This is a genomic window from Streptomyces sp. OR43, assembly GCF_008042275.1.
Lineage (GTDB): Bacteria > Actinomycetota > Actinomycetes > Streptomycetales > Streptomycetaceae > Streptomyces.
This window is the reverse complement of record NZ_RDBK01000016.1, coordinates 1-18,196: the sequence shown is the minus strand read 5'-3', so window position 1 is coordinate 18,196 and position 18,196 is coordinate 1. Positions and strand designations below refer to the sequence as shown.

General features: G+C 69.5%; 13 protein-coding genes and 1 pseudogene. 6 read left to right on the top strand and 8 right to left on the bottom strand.

The features are described 5' to 3' along the window. The first annotated feature begins 13 nt into the window (after nt 1-13). From EAO72_RS09145 to EAO72_RS09135, 3 genes are all read left to right on the top strand, one after another. Nucleotides 14-2,872, top strand: a complete 2,859-nt coding sequence (locus EAO72_RS09145) for an HNH endonuclease (RefSeq protein ID WP_148016753.1) — start codon at nt 14-16, stop codon at nt 2,870-2,872. Nucleotides 2,873-2,974: 102 nt separating this feature from the next. Next, the gene (locus EAO72_RS09140; RefSeq protein WP_148016752.1) at nt 2,975-3,478 is read left to right on the top strand and encodes a DUF4265 domain-containing protein; all 504 of its coding nucleotides are present in this window, start codon (nt 2,975-2,977) and stop codon (nt 3,476-3,478) included. An 84-nt stretch (nt 3,479-3,562) separates the two neighbouring features. Then, complete coding sequence (locus EAO72_RS09135) at nt 3,563-4,057, top strand: hypothetical protein (protein WP_148016751.1); 495 nt, start codon at nt 3,563-3,565, stop codon at nt 4,055-4,057. Between the two features lie 28 nt (nt 4,058-4,085). On the opposite strand, the pseudogene EAO72_RS44285 reads toward EAO72_RS09135, so the two are convergent. Next, nucleotides 4,086-4,640, bottom strand: a pseudogene (locus EAO72_RS44285) (winged helix-turn-helix domain-containing protein); the annotation flags it as partial. Between the two features lie 186 nt (nt 4,641-4,826). On the opposite strand from EAO72_RS44285, the gene EAO72_RS09120 reads away from it, so the two are divergent. Continuing rightward, nucleotides 4,827-6,227, top strand: a complete 1,401-nt coding sequence (locus tag EAO72_RS09120; RefSeq protein WP_187284980.1) for an MFS transporter — start codon at nt 4,827-4,829, stop codon at nt 6,225-6,227. 238 nt (nt 6,228-6,465) lie between these two features. Here EAO72_RS09120 and EAO72_RS09115 read toward each other — a convergent pair whose 3' ends face one another. Beyond that, a complete protein-coding gene (locus EAO72_RS09115) occupies nt 6,466-7,629 on the bottom strand; it encodes an FAD-dependent oxidoreductase (protein WP_148016748.1) in 1,164 nt (387 codons plus the stop codon). A gap of 175 nt (nt 7,630-7,804) precedes the next feature. Here EAO72_RS09115 and EAO72_RS09110 point away from each other — a divergent pair, with 175 nt between their 5' ends. Further along, nucleotides 7,805-8,431 carry a TetR/AcrR family transcriptional regulator gene (locus EAO72_RS09110; RefSeq protein ID WP_148016747.1) on the top strand — a complete coding sequence of 209 codons (627 nt, stop codon included), beginning with the start codon at nt 7,805-7,807 and terminating at the stop codon, nt 8,429-8,431. Between the two features lie 44 nt (nt 8,432-8,475). On the opposite strand, the gene EAO72_RS09105 is transcribed toward EAO72_RS09110, so the two are convergent. The 6 genes from EAO72_RS09105 to EAO72_RS09080 all read right to left on the bottom strand — a co-directional run bounded on the left by EAO72_RS09105 (nt 8,476) and on the right by EAO72_RS09080 (nt 16,412). Continuing rightward, nucleotides 8,476-9,753 carry a cytochrome P450 gene (locus EAO72_RS09105; protein WP_148016746.1) on the bottom strand — a complete coding sequence of 426 codons (1,278 nt, stop codon included), beginning with the start codon at nt 9,751-9,753 and terminating at the stop codon, nt 8,476-8,478. Further along, complete coding sequence (locus EAO72_RS09100) at nt 9,750-10,544, bottom strand: alpha/beta fold hydrolase (protein WP_148016745.1); 795 nt, start codon at nt 10,542-10,544, stop codon at nt 9,750-9,752. The genes EAO72_RS09105 and EAO72_RS09100 overlap by 4 nt, the downstream gene beginning before the upstream one ends. A 128-nt stretch (nt 10,545-10,672) precedes the next feature. After that, nucleotides 10,673-12,736: an ATP-binding protein gene (locus EAO72_RS09095; protein WP_148016744.1), complete on the bottom strand. Its 2,064-nt coding sequence runs from the start codon at nt 12,734-12,736 to the stop codon at nt 10,673-10,675. Beyond that, nucleotides 12,733-13,494 carry a DUF4255 domain-containing protein gene (locus tag EAO72_RS09090; RefSeq protein WP_148016743.1) on the bottom strand — a complete coding sequence of 254 codons (762 nt, stop codon included), beginning with the start codon at nt 13,492-13,494 and terminating at the stop codon, nt 12,733-12,735. The genes EAO72_RS09095 and EAO72_RS09090 overlap by 4 nt, the downstream gene beginning before the upstream one ends. A gap of 16 nt (nt 13,495-13,510) precedes the next feature. Then, nucleotides 13,511-15,541 carry an HYR domain-containing protein gene (locus tag EAO72_RS09085; RefSeq protein ID WP_261991384.1) on the bottom strand — a complete coding sequence of 677 codons (2,031 nt, stop codon included), beginning with the start codon at nt 15,539-15,541 and terminating at the stop codon, nt 13,511-13,513. A 244-nt stretch (nt 15,542-15,785) separates the two neighbouring features. Then, entirely contained in the window at nt 15,786-16,412 is a 627-nt protein-coding gene (locus tag EAO72_RS09080) for a helix-turn-helix transcriptional regulator (RefSeq protein WP_148016763.1), read from the bottom strand. Nucleotides 16,413-16,632: 220 nt separating this feature from the next. Between EAO72_RS09080 and EAO72_RS09075 the strand changes: the two genes are divergently transcribed. Further along, nucleotides 16,633-17,985 carry a COG1470 family protein gene (locus EAO72_RS09075; RefSeq protein ID WP_148016742.1) on the top strand — a complete coding sequence of 451 codons (1,353 nt, stop codon included), beginning with the start codon at nt 16,633-16,635 and terminating at the stop codon, nt 17,983-17,985. Nucleotides 17,986-18,196: the final 211 nt, after the last annotated feature.

Genomic DNA, 18,196 nt, shown 5'->3' with positions numbered 1-18,196 from the left:
CTCCTTGCCCTCCGTGACCTTGCCGTCGACCTCCGCCGCGGACGCCATCCCGGCGAAACAACCCCCCGCCGTAACGGACTTCTCCGAGGGCCCGGCCGAGAACGACCAGCACATGGCGGACGCCGAGGTCACCGAGGACCAGCTGGCCAGGAGCAACGAGCCGGACTTCAACGAGGCGCTCTCGGCGAAGAAGACAGCCGAAACGGACTCGGCGAAGGCGCCCGCGCAAGGCCAGGCGGCTGAGAACCAGCAGCTCACCACCGCCAAGGCGGGCGCGGCGGCCTCCGGCGCCGCGGCCATGACGGCTCTCACGGCAACCCGCACGCAGGCGGGCCAGCAGGTGGACGGCGGCAAGGACCAAACGAAGTCGAAGGACGAGAAGAAGCGCGCCGAAGTAACGGCCAGGCTCCAGAAGGTCTACGACGGCACGAAGAAGGACGTCGAGAGCACGCTCTCCGACCTGGACAAGAAGGTCGACACGGCGTTCACGGCAGGCGAGAAGTCGGCGCGGGACGCGTTCACTGCGGACCACAAACACCGGATGAAGAAGTACAAGGACAAGCGCTACTCGGGCTGGACGGGCAAGGCCCGCTGGGTGAAGGACAAGTTCGCCGGCCTCCCCGATGCGGCCAACGAGCTCTACCAGGAGGCCCGCAAGCTCTACGTCGCCCAGATGCAGACGGTGATCTCCTCGGTCGCCGACCTCATCGGCACGGAACTGGGCCGGGCGAAGGCCCGCATCGCCAAGGGTCGCACCGAACTCAAGGCCGAGGTCGACAAACTCCCCGCGGATCTACGCCAGTTCGGCGAGGAGGCGGCGAAGGACTTCGCGGGCAAGTTCGACGACCTGGAAGCCACGGTCAACGAGAAGTCGGAACAACTGGTCCAGGACCTCGCCTCCAAGTACACGGCGGCCCTCAACAAGATCGACGAGGAGATCAAGAAGCTCCAGGAAGCCAACAAGGGTCTGATCGACAAGGCGAAGGACGCGATCGTCGGCGTCATCAAGACGATCAACGAGCTCAAGAACCTCCTCCTCGGAATCCTCGCCAAGGCCGCCGGCGCCATCATGAAGATCATCAAGGACCCCATCGGCTTCCTGGGCAACCTGGTACGCGCGGTCGGCGCCGGCCTCAACCTCTTCCTCACGAACATCGCCGAGCACCTGAAGACGGGAGTCGTCTCCTGGCTGCTCGGCACGGCGGTCAAGGCGGGCCTGGAACTCCCCCAGAAATTCGACATGAAGGGCATCATCCAGCTCATCGCCTCACTGCTCGGCCTGACCTGGGACAACATCAAAGCCCGCATCACCCGCAAGGGCGTCCCGGACGAGGCGATGGCGGCGGTCGAGACATCGGTCCCGGTCGCGAAAAGCATCGCGAGCGAGGGCCCGGCGGGCGCGGTCAAGGAAATCCAGGCAGAGACCGGCGACCTCAAGGCCACGATCCTGGAGAAGCTGACGAGCTACCTGATCCCGACGGTCATCATCGCGGGAATCACCTGGATCCTTTCCCTGCTCAACCCGGCCTCCGCATTCATCCGCGCGGTCAAGGGAATCATCGACATCGTCACGTTCGTCGTGACACAGGGCGCGCAGATAGCGGAGTTCGTCAACTCGGTACTGGACGCGGTGGTGGCCATAGCCAACGGCGGCCAGGCGGGCGTCCCGAAGCTGGTCGAGGCGGCCCTGGCGGCGAGCGTGCCGCTGCTCATCGGCTTCCTGGCGTCACTGCTGGGAATAGGGAGCCTGGCCAACAAGGTCAAACAGGTTTTCCATGCGGTGGCGCGGCCGGTGAACCGGGCTATCGACAAGATCGTCGACTTCATCGCCAAAAGGAGCAGAGCACTCTCGGAGAAGCTCAAGCCGAAGCCACCAAAGCACAGCAACGGGAAGAGCGCTCCTCCGGGCAGGGCCACCGATCAACGCGCCGAACTGAAAAAGAGAGAACTTCCCGAGGCAATGCGGGAAGCTCATTCGATTGCTCAGGATCACGAAAAAAGAGGATCCTCCGACCGCACCTTGATGAAGGCACTCAAGGAACTAAAAAGACGCTTCACATGGATTCGCGGCTTCGAAATCGAACAGCAGAAGCCTCGATCCGTTTGGCTTCTTGCGAGCAAGAACAAGATACTCGACGACTGGCCCAGGTCCCTGCATGGGTCGGGGGGCGGAAGCACTGACCAAGAATTGGTGGAGGCTGCCAGGAAGCGCCTCTTCGGATCCCGAGCATCCGTATCCTGCTATTACTGCCATCGCTTGGATGCAGAAGCAGTCGAACATATTCGCCCAAGAAATCGAGGCGGCGACAACGAAGAAAGTAATCTTGCTCCAGTCTGCGTCCACTGCAACTCCTCGAAAGGCGACCGTGTGGCACCGAAGACGCCACCACGCGGATACGAAGGGAAGTGGCCTGCACCATGGTGGCCGACGACAATGCAGGTCTGGTACGTCATGCATTACGGAAATCCGCCCCGCTACTGGACCGTCGACGAGGACGTGCGGCCGGATGAGCGCTTCCACGACGGAACGAGCCCACGCATCCCACCCGGCTCCCATGGGGGCAGCACGGATGACTCCGTCCTCGAAGAGGCCCGGAAAAGGATATTCGCAGGACGCCGGGAAGTGGCCTGCATGTATTGTGCCAAGCCGCGCGCCACAGCCGTGGAACACATTTGGCCACGAAATTATGGCGGAGACAACGAGGAATCAAATCTCGGCCCGTCCTGCGCTCGATGCAATTCTTCCAAAGGTAACCGGCCAGCCCCGGAAACCCCACCTCACGACTACTCAGGCAAATGGCCACCGCCGTGGTGGCCATCACGAATGCAGGTTTGGTGGGTACGCACCTACGGCCACCCGAAAGAATATTGATCTCCATTTCGCAAAAACTAAATATGCACCATACACCAGGTGTAGCGGGCCTGGAATGCGGGTATCCGGCAAAGGTCAACACACCCTTACCCAAGGACCGGCATGATCGACATCAACGACATCTGCGGCCACCCGGCTCCAGCCTGGCATGATCGCGGCGACTCGCTCGTCATGTATGACCTGACCGACTCAGGGATGCCAGGACGTTGGGAGCAACTCTGGGCGAAGCGACTGGGAAACTGCCGTTATATGCTGTGTTGCATCCCATTCTTCACGTCGAATATCGCCCTTGGGGATACCTTCACCACGATCTCGTCCGGTGGTTTCGAGGATTCCGTCGACTCGGTGACCGATCCGTCCGGCAACGTCGTCATTCATGCTCTGTTCCGCGAGGACGCCACGATCGCGGAGAACGAGGACCGTCAAAGCGATCTGATCGAGGAATCAAAGCGCCTCGGCATCGACCACGAAATCCTCCAACTGGGCTACGTCGCTCTCAGCTGCCCGATCGGCTCTCCTGAGCACGTGGAAATCGAGAAGCGCCTCTACGCCTACCACCTGCTGGAATGGGGAAATTTCGAGACATCGAAGCGAAGTGAATACTGAGATTGAATGAGTGATGTCAGGGAACCGTGAGCGTGGTAGCGCCCGGGGCTGCTCCGTGCACGGCTGCTGCGTCAAGATGGGCGCATGACCGAGGATGAAGCGGATCTTCTGGTGTTGCTGCGCGCGCTGGATGATCCGGAGTGGCTGGAATGGCCGCAGCACTATGACCATGGCGAGGCCGCAGTCCACTTCAGTGCCCTGGTAACCCGGCTCGAGAGTGACTTCGCAGCTCGCTGCACGGCCGAGCGGGACACCCAGGACTCCAGCGAGTACGGACGCGTCGTCGTACCGGAGGACGGAGCCATATGCGGTACCCGGATCGTCGTCTGTGTGAGCAAGTTCGGCTCGCTGGCTCTGATCTGCGCCGACAACCCGGGCGCCTTCTTTGGAACGGATGACGCTCAGACCGAGGGCAAACTGGACGCCGCGGGCCTTGCCAAGGTCAACCGGGCGCTTGTCGAGCTTGGCTATGTCGTGGTTGCCGAGGAACTGCTGGAGAGCGACTACGACGGGCCGAGCCGACTGCCCTGGCACGTTCAGCGGCCCACCTGGTGGCATCGCTTCTTCGGCATCTTTTGATGATCACGCCGACAGGGTCAAGCGAGTGTCAGCCGTCGATCACATCCGGTCTGTACTGCAGCATCTTGAGCTTGCACTCAGCGTGGGTGACCTGGCCAGGGTCGGCGGCGGCCAGGTTCCCGATGTCGCGTTTGACCAGGGACCAAATGGCTCCCGCGGGGCGTAAGTCGGCAGCTGAAGTACGGTGAGCCATGAGGCGTTGGCCTCGAACAACTCCCTCAGCGGCGCGACCAGGTACATGCTCAGGTTGTCCCACACGAGCATGATCGGGCCGCCGAGCTGTGTACGGGCGCGGGTGGGGCCGGTGTGCTGCATCTGCGGCCCCAGGTCCTGGCACGCGGCGGCGTCATCGACTGACCGGCCTCGTCCTCGAAGACCAGCTAACCGCTGTTCACCGCCGCGGTGGCCTTACCCGCGGCCACACCTCTCGTCTCCACAACTCCACCACGTCGTCGTTACGCTCGATCGCGCGCCGGGTCGGCTGCTGCCAGAACCAGCCATGGCGCCGCAGCAGTCGCCAAGTGCCCTCCACGGTGTACGAGACGTGGAACAGCCGGCCGATCACCGTCTTCACGCGGGCCAGCTACGCACGCTCCCTTGTCATGCGCGGGCTTATCTGTTCTCTTATGGGAAACATTGTTTCCCCTGAGGTCATCGAGGAGATGACGCCGCGTTGCGCGGACCGCCATGGAGTCCCCCGCCCCCTGACTGCCGCACCGGACTGCTCCCGCACACCGGCCCGCGCCCGCCGCACCGAGAGGACAGCACCGTGACCACATCGGACCAGGTCCCGAAGGAAGAAGCGGACCAGTTCCGTGAGTTCACGGTTTTCCCGGGGCGGCCGGCGGTACGCGTCCGGCGGGGTGACCCCGCGCCCTTCGGGTGGTGGCCGGCCGTCTGTATCGCGCTGGTGGCCGCCGTCGACCGGATCGAGTACAACCTCCTGGCCGGCGCGCTGCCAAAGATTCAGGAGGAGTTCGGGTTCGGCGACGCGGCTGCCGGCGGGATCGCCACGGCCGGGTCGATTGCCGCGGTGGTCCTGTTGCTGCCCGCCGGGCGGCTCGCCGACCGGGCCCATCGCACGAAGACCGTCGCCGCGGTGGTCGCCGTGTGGGCCGTACTCACCGTGGGCACCGGGCTCGCCGCGGGCTACGCCACGCTCTTCGCCGTCCGGGTGCTCCTGGGTGCGGCCGGGCAGCTCTACAACCCGCCCGCCTCCAGCCTGCTGGCCGACTTCCATCCGGGCAGCGGCCGGGGGCGCGCCTTCGGGTTCGAGCGCATGGCCTACTTCGGCGGCCTCCCCGTCGGCGTCATCGCCGGTGGCGCCCTCGCCGAGTACGTGGGCTGGCGCGTCGGGTTCTTCCTCGTCGCCCTGCCCGGGATCGTAGTCGCGCTGCTGGTTCTGACCCTGCGCGAGCCGCTGCGCGGAACCGGGGACCGGCTCACCGTCTGGTATCAGCAGCAGCCCGGCCTGCCACCCACGGAGGCCGAGGCGCCGAAGTCACCGGCCCCCGAATCGTCGACGCGACAGCAGATCGGGGAACTCCTGGCCGTCCCCACCCTGCGCTCCGTCGTCGCCGGACTGAGCATCGTCTTCTTCGGTCTCGGCGGGCTCTTCTACTGGATGCCTTCCTTCTACGACCGCAAGTTCGGCCTGGGTGAGGCCGACGCGGCCGCCGTCGCCGGCGGGGCCGGGCTCGTCGGGATCGTGGCCGGCATCATCGTGGGCAGCCGACTGGGAGACCGCCACCACGGCGTCCGGCCCGGCTGGCGCATCACCCTGGGGGGTGCGGGCCTCGTGCTCGGGACGTGCGCGCTCGCGGGTGCGGTGGCCTCCCCCGCCCTCGCACCGCAAGTCGCCTGTTTTACCCTCGCCAACTTCGGGTTCGCGGTGGCGCTGGCCAATCTCACCGCCGCCAACGCCGACGTCGTCGCCGCCCAGCGTCGAGGGCTCGGCTTCGCCGTACTGCAGATGGTGATGAGCCTCGCGGGCTCACTCGGCCCCTGGCTCATCGGGATGGTGTCCGACGCCACGGGGTCGCTCGGGACCGCCTTCGCCGTCGTGCTCGGACCACTCGCGGTCGGCTGTGTCGTCGTCCTCCGCGCGAGAAGCACGTACGACGCCGACGCGTCCCGGGCGCTGGCGCGCTCGGTGGCAGACGACAGCTGAGGGCAGTCGAGGGCAGGTGAGGACGGGTGATATCGGGCAAGAACGGGTGAGGGCGCGCGAACCGACGAAGCCGAGAGCCTGTGAGGGGCGCGAGCCTGTTGTCGCAGCTCGTGGGTGCTGCCACAGACGCCGGCAACGAGGGGTCGTCGAGGCCACGAGGTCGCCGGCCACCACCCGATAAGTGAGCAGCCATGACCGCGACAGCGACGCGGTCCGCCGGCTGATGCCGGCGCGCTGGTCATGAGCCGTCCGAACCGAACCGCCCGTCGTCGAGGTCGGGGCCGGAGTCCGGGTCGGGCACGGCCAGCAGGTGTTCGGCGCCTCCCTCGAGCATCTGGGCGATCTCCGCGGAGCGCGGAAGCATCGTCTTCTCGTACGCGCGCACCGCGTCGTCGACGGTCGCGGAGCCGACGAGCGCGAGCGCGAGTTCACTGGCGTCCAGCATGGCGAGGTTGACGCCGACGCCCAGCGGGGGCATGAGGTGTGCGGCGTCTCCGAGGAGTGTCACACCGGTCACGTGTTCCCAGGTGTGAGGCACGGGCAGGGCGAGGATCGGGCGGTCGACGTACGGGCCGTCGTTGTCGGTGATCATGCGGAGGGTACGGGGCGACCACGCCGCGTACGCGTCGAGCAGGTGCGCGCGGATGGCCTCGGTGTCGTCGGGGCGGAGCCCCTGCGCCGCGATCCAGTCCTGGGGCACGCGCTGCATGATGTAGACGCGCAGGTGGCCGCCGCTGTTCCGCTGCGCGAAGAGGCCGCGTTCCCCGTCGGCCGCGTGCGCGCTGCCCCTCCCGACCAGTTCGGAGAGCTCTGGATGGGCGCTGTCCATGTCGTCGAAATGCGCCTCGAGGAAGCTGACCCCGGTGTAGCGCGGCGTTGCGGCCGACACCGCACTGCGCACGCGGGAGAAGGCGCCGTCCGCGCCGATCACCAGATCGGTCTCGGCGGTCGTCCCGTCGGTGAACGTCAGCAACCGGGGGCCGTCGGCCGGTCCGCTCACCGACTCCAGCGTGCGTCCCCACTGGACCGTTCCCGCGGCCAGTGAGCGCAGCAGCAGGTCGCGCAGCTGACCGCGGTCGATCTCGGGCTTGGTCGTCTCGCCCTCCTCCGGCACATGGCGGGACAGGAGATGTCCCGACGGGTCGAGGTGGCGCATCTCCTGGCCGTCGAACCTGGCGAGCGCGAAGAACTCCTCCAGCAAACCCGCTTCACGGAGGGCGAGTTGGCCATCGTCGTCGTGCAGGTCGAGCGAGCCCCCCTGGTTCCGGGAGTCCGCGTCCGGGTCGCGGTCGTACACGGTCACCGCGATGCCGTGCCGTTGCAGGATGCGGGCGCACGTCAGGCCTCCGGGGCCGGCGCCGATGATGCCGATGCGTGCGCTGGTGGGTGTCGGAGAGTCCACGGGAATTCCTTTCGTCGGCCGGGGCTCCGGTGACGCCGCGCCCAGCGGGCGCTGGGATGTCGGCGCCGCGCCCTGCTGGGCGGCAGCCCCTGCCGAGACCAGAAAATCAGAACGAGTCAGAAACTGCAATCGTTCAAGTTTCTGCTTCGATCCAGCTATCGGGTACAGTGATGACATGCCCGAGACCCCGCCCGTTCCCGTCGGCCGCCGCGAGCGCAAGAAGGCCGCGACCAGGCAGGCCATCGCCGACGCCGCCCTGGAGCTCTTCCTGGAGCACGGATTCGAACGGGTGAGCGTCCGGGACGTCGCCGAGCGAGCCGACGTGTCGACGACGACGCTCTTCGCGCACTTCCCCGGCAAAGAGGCACTGGTCTTTGACCGCGAGGCGGAAGTCGAGGCTTCCTTGACCGCTGCCGTCCGCGACCGGCCCGAGGGTCAGGGCGTGGTCGAAGCGCTCCGCGCGCACGCGCTGACGTCCTGGGTGCGGTTGGAGTCGGATCCGCGTCGGGAGCGGTTCGCCGCACTCGTGCAGCAGACGCCCGCGTTGCGCGAGTACTGGGAGCGTATGTGGATGCGGCACGCGGGAGCGCTCAGCGCCGCGATCGCGGCGGAGCTCGGCCGGGAAGCCGATGATCTCGCCTGCTCGGCACTCGCACGGTTCGTCCTGGAGGTACCGGCCCTGGCCGCGGCCCGGCCCGATCCGCTCGCGTCCGTGGAGACCGTGTTCGATCTCCTCATCCACGGATGGCAGGCGTCGCAGCTCGGGTCAGGGCAGCCGGCCACGGATGCGCGCGAGGCGTAGCGCGGTCGCGCGTCCTTGGTGGCCGGTGTCAGCGGAGGGTGTCGTCACACGTCGGCCACCCTCACCGGCAGCGACTTCAGACCGTTGATGAAGTTCGACACCAGGCGGCGCGGGGGTGCCGCGAGCTCAAGAGGCCCTGCGGGGAGTACGCGGCACGCCTCCTCGTACAACGCGCGCAGTTGCAGGCGGGCGAAGTGCGCGCCCAGGCAGACATGAGGGCCGTCGCCGAACGAGATGTGCGGGTTCGGGGAGCGGGAGAGGTCCAGGGCGAACGGGTCCGGGAAGACGCGTTCGTCGTGGTTGGCCGAGGCGTGGAAGACGACCACCTTCTCGCCGGTACGGATGCGTGTGCCCGCCAGGTCCGTGTCCTGCGTGGCGGTACGGCGGAACGTCAGGACCGGTGGGTGGCGGCGGAGCAGTTCGTCCACCGCTGTGGTGAACTCGGCCTCGCCGTTGCGCAGGCGGTCGAACGCCCCGGGGTGCTCGGCCAGGAGGCTCAGGCCGCCGGGGGCCGCGCTGCGTACCGTGTCGTTGCCCGCCACCACCAGCAGGAAGAAGAACATCTCCAGCTCGGGCGCGGTCAGTTCGGGGTCGGTGGCGAGGGCTGTCATCACGTCGTCGGCGGGGTGCTCGTGCTTGTGTGCCGCCAAGGCGTGCGCGTAGTCGAACATGTCACGCAGCGACGCCGGGGAGCGCGGGTTGACCGGTTTCCCGTCCGGGCCCAGTGCCGGCGTCCCGGCCTCGTCAGGGTCCTGGTAGCCGATGACGCGCCTGGTCCAGTGCAGGAGAAGCGCGCGATCGGTGTCCGGAACGCCCAGCAGGTCGGTGAGGTTGAGCAGGGCGTAGTCGTCGGTGACCTGGGTGACCAGGTCGCACGTACCGTCGCCCGCCCGCGCCTCGTCGACGGCGGCGGCGAGCAGGGAGCGGGCTCGTTCCCGTACGACCGTCCCGAAACGGTCCATGCGTTTCGGGGTGAAGGCGCGGCTGACGAGCGTACGCAGTCGTCGGTGGTGCGGCGGGTCCTGGTTGAGCATCATGCGGCGGATGAACGGCAGGTCAGCGGGGTCGGGGTCGCGGATCTGGGTGGCGCCGAGGTACGAGGAGTACGTGGACGAGTCCTTGAGTACGCGGACGGCGTCCCGGTGCCGGGTGACCGCCCAGAATCCGGGGCCCGCCGGCCAGCCCAGGACCTCCGGCTCCCGCTGCCGGGCCACCGGACGGTGGTCGCGCAGGCGGCGGTAGCGGTCGTGCGGGATGCCACGCGCGTACTGCCTGGGGTCGAAGACGTCCGGAACGCGCGCCGGGAAGGCGGGGCCGCTCATGCGTGCGCCTCGCTGTCCTCCGCGTCCGCCCGCAGGAAGTCCTCCATCACCCGGATCACGTCGAGCGGCGCCTCGTCCATCGCGTAATGGCCGCACGAAGGCAGCTCCGCCAGCTCGGCGCGCGGGAACCAGCGCATCCAGGTGGTGCGCTGCAGATCGGCGGAGAGGGCTGGGTCCAGCGCCCCCACCACGGCCAGCGCCGGTACGGACGATCCGTCGATCCGGTCATGGAAGTCCTCGCCCGCCCAGGAGTCCAGCCAGGCCCGGAACGCGTTCGCGTCGCTGCACTCGACCGAGCGACGCACCATGCGGTCCAGCCACGCCGCCGGGCGCCGTCCTCCGGTGGTGACGTCCAGGATGGCCCGGCGATTGTCCGGGTTCTGCGCCGCCCCGGCGAACAGCTCCCACTGCTCGGGCGGCAGCGGCAGACCGGAGGCGGGGACCGGGGACACCCCGACGATCCTGCGCACCCGCTGCGGCGCGGCGGCCACCGTCCGCTGGATGACGGAGCCGCCCATCGAGTGGCCGATCAGCGAGAACCTGTCCCAGCCGAGGCGGTCGGCCAGCGCAAGCACGTCCGCGGCGCCCTCGGCCGTCGTGTAGGAGCCGTCCGCGTCACTCGCCTCGCCGTATCCGCGCAGGTCCACCACCGCGTACTGGAACGAACCGGCGTCGAGGTCCGGCAGCACCGGGTCGTACGCGGAGCGGTCGGCAAGCCAGCCGTGCACCGCGATCACCTTGTGCGGGCCGTCGCCGTGCAGGGCGTGAGGCAGAACAGACAGTGCGGTCACACCGGCTCCCGTCGCAGGGCGGCGGGGATCTGTCGGTCAGCAGCCCGTCCGCTCGCCTACCGTGGCGGCATTCGTCGGCCCGCGCAAGGGAACACGCGGGGAGTTCCTCGGGCATCGGGTGAGGGGGCTCACCCCTGAACGAGCCCCAGATACGGCCCGAACTCCGAGGCCAGCGTGAGCCGTCCCAGCTTCTGGTACTCCCGCTGGATCGCGTGGATGAGTGTGGTCATCGTCACGGCGTCCCCCGTGTCCGCCGCCAGGTACGCCGCCGTCACCGCGATCGAGCGGATGTTGCCGCCCGCCAGCTCGAAGTTCTCGGCGCAGAACGGGAGATCGAGGTCCGTGCCGCGCGGGAGCAGCGGGCCCAGGCAGCGTTCCCAGAGCAGCAGGCGTTGTTCCGGATCCGGGACCGGGAAGTCGATGACCAGGTCCAGACGGCGGGTGAAGGCGTCGTCGAGGTTGGCACGGAGGTTGGTGGCGAGGATGGCCAGGCCGTCGAAGGACTCCATGCGTTGGAGGAGGTACGCGCTCTCGACGTTCGCGTAGCGGTCGTGCGCGTCCTTGACGTCCGAGCGCTTGCCGAAGATCGCGTCCGCCTCGTCGAAGAGCAGGACGCCGTTGACCCCCGCCGCCTCGGTGAAGATGCGTTCCAGGTTCTTCTCGGTCTCGCCGACGTACTTGTCGATGACCGTGGCCAGGTCGACGGTGTAGAGGTCGAGGCCGAGGTCGGCCGCGATCACTTCCGCCGACATGGTCTTGCCCGTACCGGAGTCGCCCGCGAAGAGCGCCGATACGCCTCGGCCCCTGCCTCCTCCCGGGCGCATCCCCCACTCCCCGAGGACCCGGTCGCGGTGGCGGGCGCGGGCGGTGAGTTCGCGGAGCTGGGCGTGGGCGTCGGGCGAAAGGACCAGGTCGTGCCAGGTCACCGTGGGTTCGATGCGGCGGGCCAGGCGGTCCAGGCCGGCCGCGTTCTGCGCGCGGGCTCCCTGGCGTACATGGCCGGGCGTGAGCGTTCCGCCGTCGAGCTGAGCCGTCCGGGCCGCGCTGAGCGCCGCACCCGTGATCTGTTCCGGAGTGAGGAGGAAGGGAGCGAGGAGGTGGTCCGGGTCGACGTCTTCGGGGAGGGGGGCCGAGGTCGTACGCCGGTACGCGTCGCTCCACAGGGCGCCGCGTGCCGACGGCTCCACCCTGGGGGCGTGCAGGAGAAGGGGCGGGACTGCCGACCAGGAGGCGTCCCACGGCGCCCGGCCCACGATGACCGTGGGTACGGGCGTGGCCGTGAGGAGCCTGAGCAGCTGCGGGTGTGCGCGGGACAGCGCGTCCAGCGGTGCGCAGACCAGGCCCGCGTCGGTCAGCCGGGCCTCGCGGACCAGCGAACGTACCGCGTCGCCCGGTGCGGGGTCCTGCGCCAGGCGGGCCAGGTCCAGGCCCAGGACGCCACGGCCCGCGAGGGTGAGCGCCGACGCGGCGAGGGCCGTGCCGGCACCGCCCTGGTCCTCGCTCAGGTAGGCCAGGGGGAGCCCGTCGGCGAGGACCCGGGCCAGGGGGGCGGGGTCGCCGGCGCCCTCCACCGCGTGCCAGGGGGCGAGGAGACCGACGAGGCGGGGGTCCGGGGTGTCGTCGCCGAGGAGGTGGGCGGTGACCCGGTCCGGGACGCGCAGCGCTCGGCTCAGGAACGGGCGGTCCAGGTCCTCGGCCAGGAGCAGTCCGGCATGGCGGAGCGGTGCGCGGGCGGCCAGCCGTCCCCGGGCCACCGCGTCGGCGGGTGACAGGCCGCACAGGCCGAGCGCCAGGCCGATGGACGGGCGGCGGCGGGTCACGTCGTCGTTCAGGTAGCCGTAGAACGCCTCGAAGCGCTCGTCCAGATCAGGTACGAGGGCGATGAGCAGGATCTCGATGTCGAGCGCGGTGAGCCCGAAGCCGGCCTCCAGAGAGGCGAGACGGGAGTCGCCGTCCGCTGCCGGGGCGGTGTCCGTCCCCATCGGTTCCGGGAAGCCCCGTGCCTCCTCGACGTCCAGCAGCCGTGCGATGTTCTCGTCCGTGAGGTAGAGGCCGCGGAACGCGTCCTCCGGGTCGGGATCCGTGCACCGCCGGGCTTCGACCGCGTGGCGGATGCGCTGCTCCACGCCCACCGCCCGGGCGAGGAGGTGGCGCAGGTTCAGGTCCTCGGCGGGGTGGCCCGGCGAGGTCATGCGGTGCTGTCCTGGGTACGGCCGTCCTGGGTGCGCCGGTTCTCGGTGATGCGGAGAGCCAGGCCCCGGCGCGAGGCCGTCGGGCCGGGTGCGGTCTCGGGCGCCGGACGTCCCGGGCGGCTTCCGTACACCGGCAGGCCGCCGCGGCCCGGCATCGGATCGCGTGGCGGTTCCGGGTCCGCCGTTACGTCCCCGAAGTGTGCCCGGAGCCCCTCCTCCCCCACCGGCGGGCCCGCCGTGTACGTCGGCGAGGCGGTCACCGGCACGCTGACCACCAGGTCCAGCGAGGGTTTGAGCTCACCGCCCAGGGCGCTCCACACGTCCGCGAACGAGCGGTCCTCCGGCGGTGGGAGGGCGATCGACATCGGAACGGCGGCCCCGATCCCGGCGAGGGTCCCGGCCAGGCGTTCCGGGGGCAGGGCCTCGTACGCCAGCAGGCAGGCGAGCAGGGAGGAAAGCAGTCGGTGTTCGTCCTCCGGGCGCTTGGTCCATGCCGTGATCAGGTAGGACAGTTTGAAGTAGCGGGGCGGGCGGCGCCGCGCGACGACAGTGCCGCGCTCGTCGTACTCGTTGTGGAGTCCGCGCTCCCGTCGGCGCATGTCCTCGCGGATGTCGTAGAGGTAGAGGTTGACCATCGGGGCGTTCACCTTGGCCGCCCATTCCCGGGTCGGTGCGTCGAAGACCACGGCGATCTGGCCGCCTTCGAGGACCTCCGCCCGGATCAGGGAGCGCAGTACGTCGTCCACCTCGTGGATCATCCGTGGATCACCCCTCTCACGTCCGGCCCTTGAAGTCGGGTGGCTGCAGGGTGCGCTGGACCACGAGGACCGGTTTCTCCAGCCGGGGAAGGCGGCGGACCGCGGCCCGGAGGACGCGCGGGCCGAGGGTGTCCTTGCGGAGCACCAGCATCTGCACCTCGAACGTGCCGTCGCGGCCCACCCTCACCCCGGACCGGTCGGCCGTGATGCCGGGGTTCCAGGTGAGGTGCACGGTCTCGCCGGGCGGGTAGTCCTTGCCGCGGGCCAGGACGGGCTGTCCTGGCCTGGCGACCTGCGGGGTGACGGTGAGGGAGGGCTTCAGCACGCGCAGCCGGTCCGTGTCCCGGTTGTTGCCCGTGCCGCGGTCGGGGACGGTGCCGCGCACCGTGGCCGTGACGTCTCCGGTGATCGCCGTCCGGTACACCGCCGTCTGCGTCACCTCGATGCGGCCGCCCGCGGGAATCGTGCAGGGCTTGGCCGCCGTGCAGCGGGTGAGTTCCCGCAGGCTCCGGTCCCGGCCGGCGGGCGGGTCCGGCCAGGTCGCGCCGATGACGACTCCCCTGGCCGTGTCCGGGCCGGCGTTGGTGACGGTGAAGCGGGCGCGGGCCGGGCGGGTGACGTAGGTACGGTCCGGGCTGACGTCGGCCTTGACGGCGATCTCCGACGAGGGCGGCAACGGTCCCGGCGGGGACGGCGGGCCGGGGCGCGGCGGGGGTCGCAGCACCTCGAACCGTGCGGTGTCCGTACCGGTGTTGCCCGCCGCGTCCGTGGCCGAGCAGGTGACCGTGGTCGTTCCGACGGGGAAGAAGGAGCCGGACGCGGGGGTGCAGGTCGCGGGCAGCGTGCCGTCCTGGGCGTCGGTCGCCGTCACCCGGTAGCTGATCCGTGCTCCGTCGTCGTTGTCGGGCCAGGCGATCCTGTCGTCCACCGTGACGACGGGGGCGGAGACGTCGTTCACGTCGATGCTGATCTGCTGCTGGAAGTCGGGATCGGCCACCGCGGCCGGCCCGATCGTGTCCGTCCCCGGTGCCTGGGTGCCGAGCAGGAACTGCACGGTGCAGGTGAGGGTGGTGCCCTGCGGAGCGTCGGCCGACACGTCGACGGTCTCCGCGAAGTGGGCCGTCTCGCCGCTGGTCAGCTRCCGGGTGGGCGGGTCGAGGGCGACGGTGAGGTGGGGGTCGCAGTTGTCGAGCCGGTAACCCACCGAGGTGGGAAGGTTGTTGAAGCCTTCGATGATGGCCTCGGACACTCCGTCCCCGGGAATTCCGTTCAGCATCCGGCCACGGGTGGCGGCGGCGATCCGCTTGGCCTGGTCCGGCGCGTGGTACGGGTCCTGGTAGGTCGGGCTCTTGTAGCCGAACCCGTTGAGACCGTCGCCGTTCTCCGTCGTCACGTCGACGGCGATGACCCGCACGCCCTTGTCCTGGAGCGCGAAGACCGCTTCGTCGTACGGGATCCCGTTGCTGGGGTTGTGACTTGACGCGTCTCCGACCAGGACGACGACCGGACTGGAGCCCTCCCGGAACACGGTGCCGCCGTCGGCGCCGTGGGCGATCTTCCACAAGGCGTAGATCCAGTCCTCCGACGGCCCCTTGCTCTTGAATCCGCGGAGGGTGTTCAGCTCGTCGACACCCTGCTTCTGAACCGCTTGCAGGTCGTCCGTCAGACCCTGGAGCACCTCGAACTCCGCAGTCGGCTCGTCCTTCTCGTCGCCGTAGGTGGCCACGGCGAACCAGGCGTCCGGTTGCTCCGCGCGCACCGCGTTGGTGATGGAGGTCAGCCCTTTCTTCACGTCGTCGATGGGCACGCCCATGCTGCCGGTGCCGTCCACCAGCAGCACCACATCGGGCCTCGGCGGAATGGCCGGTGTACGCACCGCCTTGTCCACGCCGGTCGACCCGCCCGGGTCGAGCGCCTCGTGCAGGCTCGCCGGAGTCACCCACGGTTCGGGCGGCACCGGTACGGCCGTGGCCACGCCCGTACCGGCAGAGGCGGGCGCGAGACCGGCGGCCAGCAACATCAGTACGAGCGCCACAAAACGCCGCACACCGGCATGTCCGCCCGCCCGTCCCGCCTGCCCGGTCGCCCGCACCGAATCACTCCCCCGCACCTGTACCTCCCACCGAAAGAACAGCGCCGACACCGTCCCGCAGGTGCCCGGATCACGCAGCGGGAGGCGAGTCACTTCCCCGGGAAGGCGGCGCTGCCCTTTGGGGCAGGCCCGCGGAACAGCACGGGCCCGGGCAGGGGAAGGGCCGGCCGAAGACCATGGGAGCGGGCCGGTCCCGTCCTCAGATCAGCCCCTGCCGCAAGGCGTACGCCACCGCGTGGGACCGGTTCCGCAACTGGAGGCGGGTCATCACCGAATGCAGCACGTTCTTGATCGTGCGTTCGGAGTAGGCGAGCTTCGTGGCGATGTCCGCGGTGTCGTACCCCTCGGCCACCAGCCGCAGCACGTCCACCTCGCGTGCCGCGAGCCCGGTGAAGTGCAGTCCGCGCGGCCCGAGCACCTGGCCCTGGAGCCGACCCACCTCCGCGAGGAGCCTGCCGAGCAGGTCGGAGGGCAGGTGGCCCTCGCCCCGCGCCACCGTCTCGATGACGTGCACCAGGTGTTCGGGCGTCGACTGCGCCCGCCTGATCACCCCGACGACCCCGCACTCCGCCGCACTCACCAGCTTCTGTTCGTCGATCTCGGTGGTGACCAGCACGGTGCGGGAGTGGCTGGTGCGCTGCACGTGGCGCAGCATCGTGAGCACGTCCTCGTCCACCGTGTCCACGACCATGACGACGACTTCGGGGGCGGATTCGTCCTCGCCCCATTCCACCACGTTGACCTCGGGACGGGTCCTCAGCTGGCTGGCCACTCCGGCCTGCGAGATCGGATCCTGGGCCCGTAACGCGACCGTGGTGCGTTCCATGCGTTCCATGCCGATGCTCCCCCTTGGGCAACAGCTGGAAGGCCACAACAAGCACACGCCTCGCAGCCGTTCTTGTCCGCCTCATTGGTCATGAGGCGGTCAGAAGATGCCCTTGTTTACCGAAAAGAAAACTAAAAGGGTGTCAGGGGCATGGGATCTGCCCGAAAGTGTTCCTTCGAGGCCCATGTCCGACGGCTCCGACGACCCTACGGTCCGCCATATGAGTCTCACGGCAAGTCTCGACGCATCGTCCGTCAGCGCCGTACCGGGCGAGGAGACGGCTGTCCCCCTACAGGTCCGGAACTCCGGCGCCACGGTCGAGGAGTACCGCTTCGAGGTGGTCGGTGCGTGCGCCGCCTGGTCCGCGGTGGAGCCTGCGGTGCTGTCGCTGTATCCGGGCGACACCCGGACCGTCTCGCTCAGGCTGCGCCCGCCCCGGGATGCGACCGTGCCGGCCGGCGAGACACCGTTCGGGGTCCGGGTGGTGCCCACCGGTGAGCAGGGCGGGACGGTGGTGCCGGAGGGCCGGGTGACGGTGCTGCCGTTCACGGCCACGACGGCCGAGCTGGTCCCGCGCAGCTCGCACGGCTCTCGCCGCGGACGGCACCAGCTCGCTGTCGACAACCGGGGCAACACACCGGTCACCGTCCGGCTGGGCGCGCAGCCGGGGACCGAGCTCGCCCGCGTCGCGTTCGATGTGGCGGAACTCCAGGTGGCGCCCGGCCGGGCGGAGTTCGGCAGGCTGCGGGTCAGGCCCGCGAAGCGGATGTGGCGCGGCACACCGGTGACGCATCCTTTCCAGGTCTTCGCCGCCACCCAGGTGGCCGAGGGCGAGGAGCCGGTGGCTCCGGTGCTCGTGGACGGTTCGTACCAGCAGGAGCCGCTGCTGCCGCGCTGGCTGCCCCGGGCGCTCATCACGGCCGCCGTCCTGCTGATCGCCCTGGCCGGGATCTGGTACGCGCTGCTGCGGCCGGCCGTGAAGTCCGCGGCGCGGGAGGCGATCACACCCGAGGCGGTACGGTCCGCAGCCGCGGCCGACAAAAGCAAGGCGCCGGACGGGGGCGGTACAGCGGGTGCGGGCACGGACGGCGGGGCCGGTGACACCGCCGGGGCGGACGCGGGCGCCGGCACCCCGACGCCCACGCCGAGCCCGTCCCCGGAGGCGGAGGCCGGTGCGGAGGCGGGGACGGACGACGGCGCGGCCACTCCGACGAGTGCGCAGGTCCGGGTCAGGGACTCGGTGGGCGGCGGGACGAATGCCGCGACCGCCCTCCAGGTGCCGAAGGGCCACACCTTCCGGCTGACCGACATCGTCGTGCAGAACCCGCAGGGTGACGCCGGGACCGTCGTCATCTCGGCCGGCCCGAACGCGAGTGTGCTGAGTCTCGGGCTGGAGAACTTCCGTGACTCCGACTACCACTTCGTGACGCCGATCCTCGTCCCGGCGGGCGGGAAGGTCACCATGACGATCGACTGCCGCAAGGTCGGCAAGCCGGTGGGCGCCCGCACGCCCGCACGGTGCTCGGAGTCACTGTTCCTGGGGGGCACGATGCGGGCCGACTCCGCGCGCTGACGGGCGTGCGGGCCCCCGTCCTCCCGCGCCGGACGGTCCCCACCCCCGCCGTCGGACGTGGCCGGACGCGCTCAGGCCGGTGGCGCCTCCTCCTCCTCGGGGCTCTTCTCCTCCGCCCGCTGGACGAACGAGCCCTGCACATCGGCCGGCTGCTCGTCCTCGGCCACCTGGGTGGCGGCGAAGACCTGGAAAGGATGCGTCACCGGTGTGC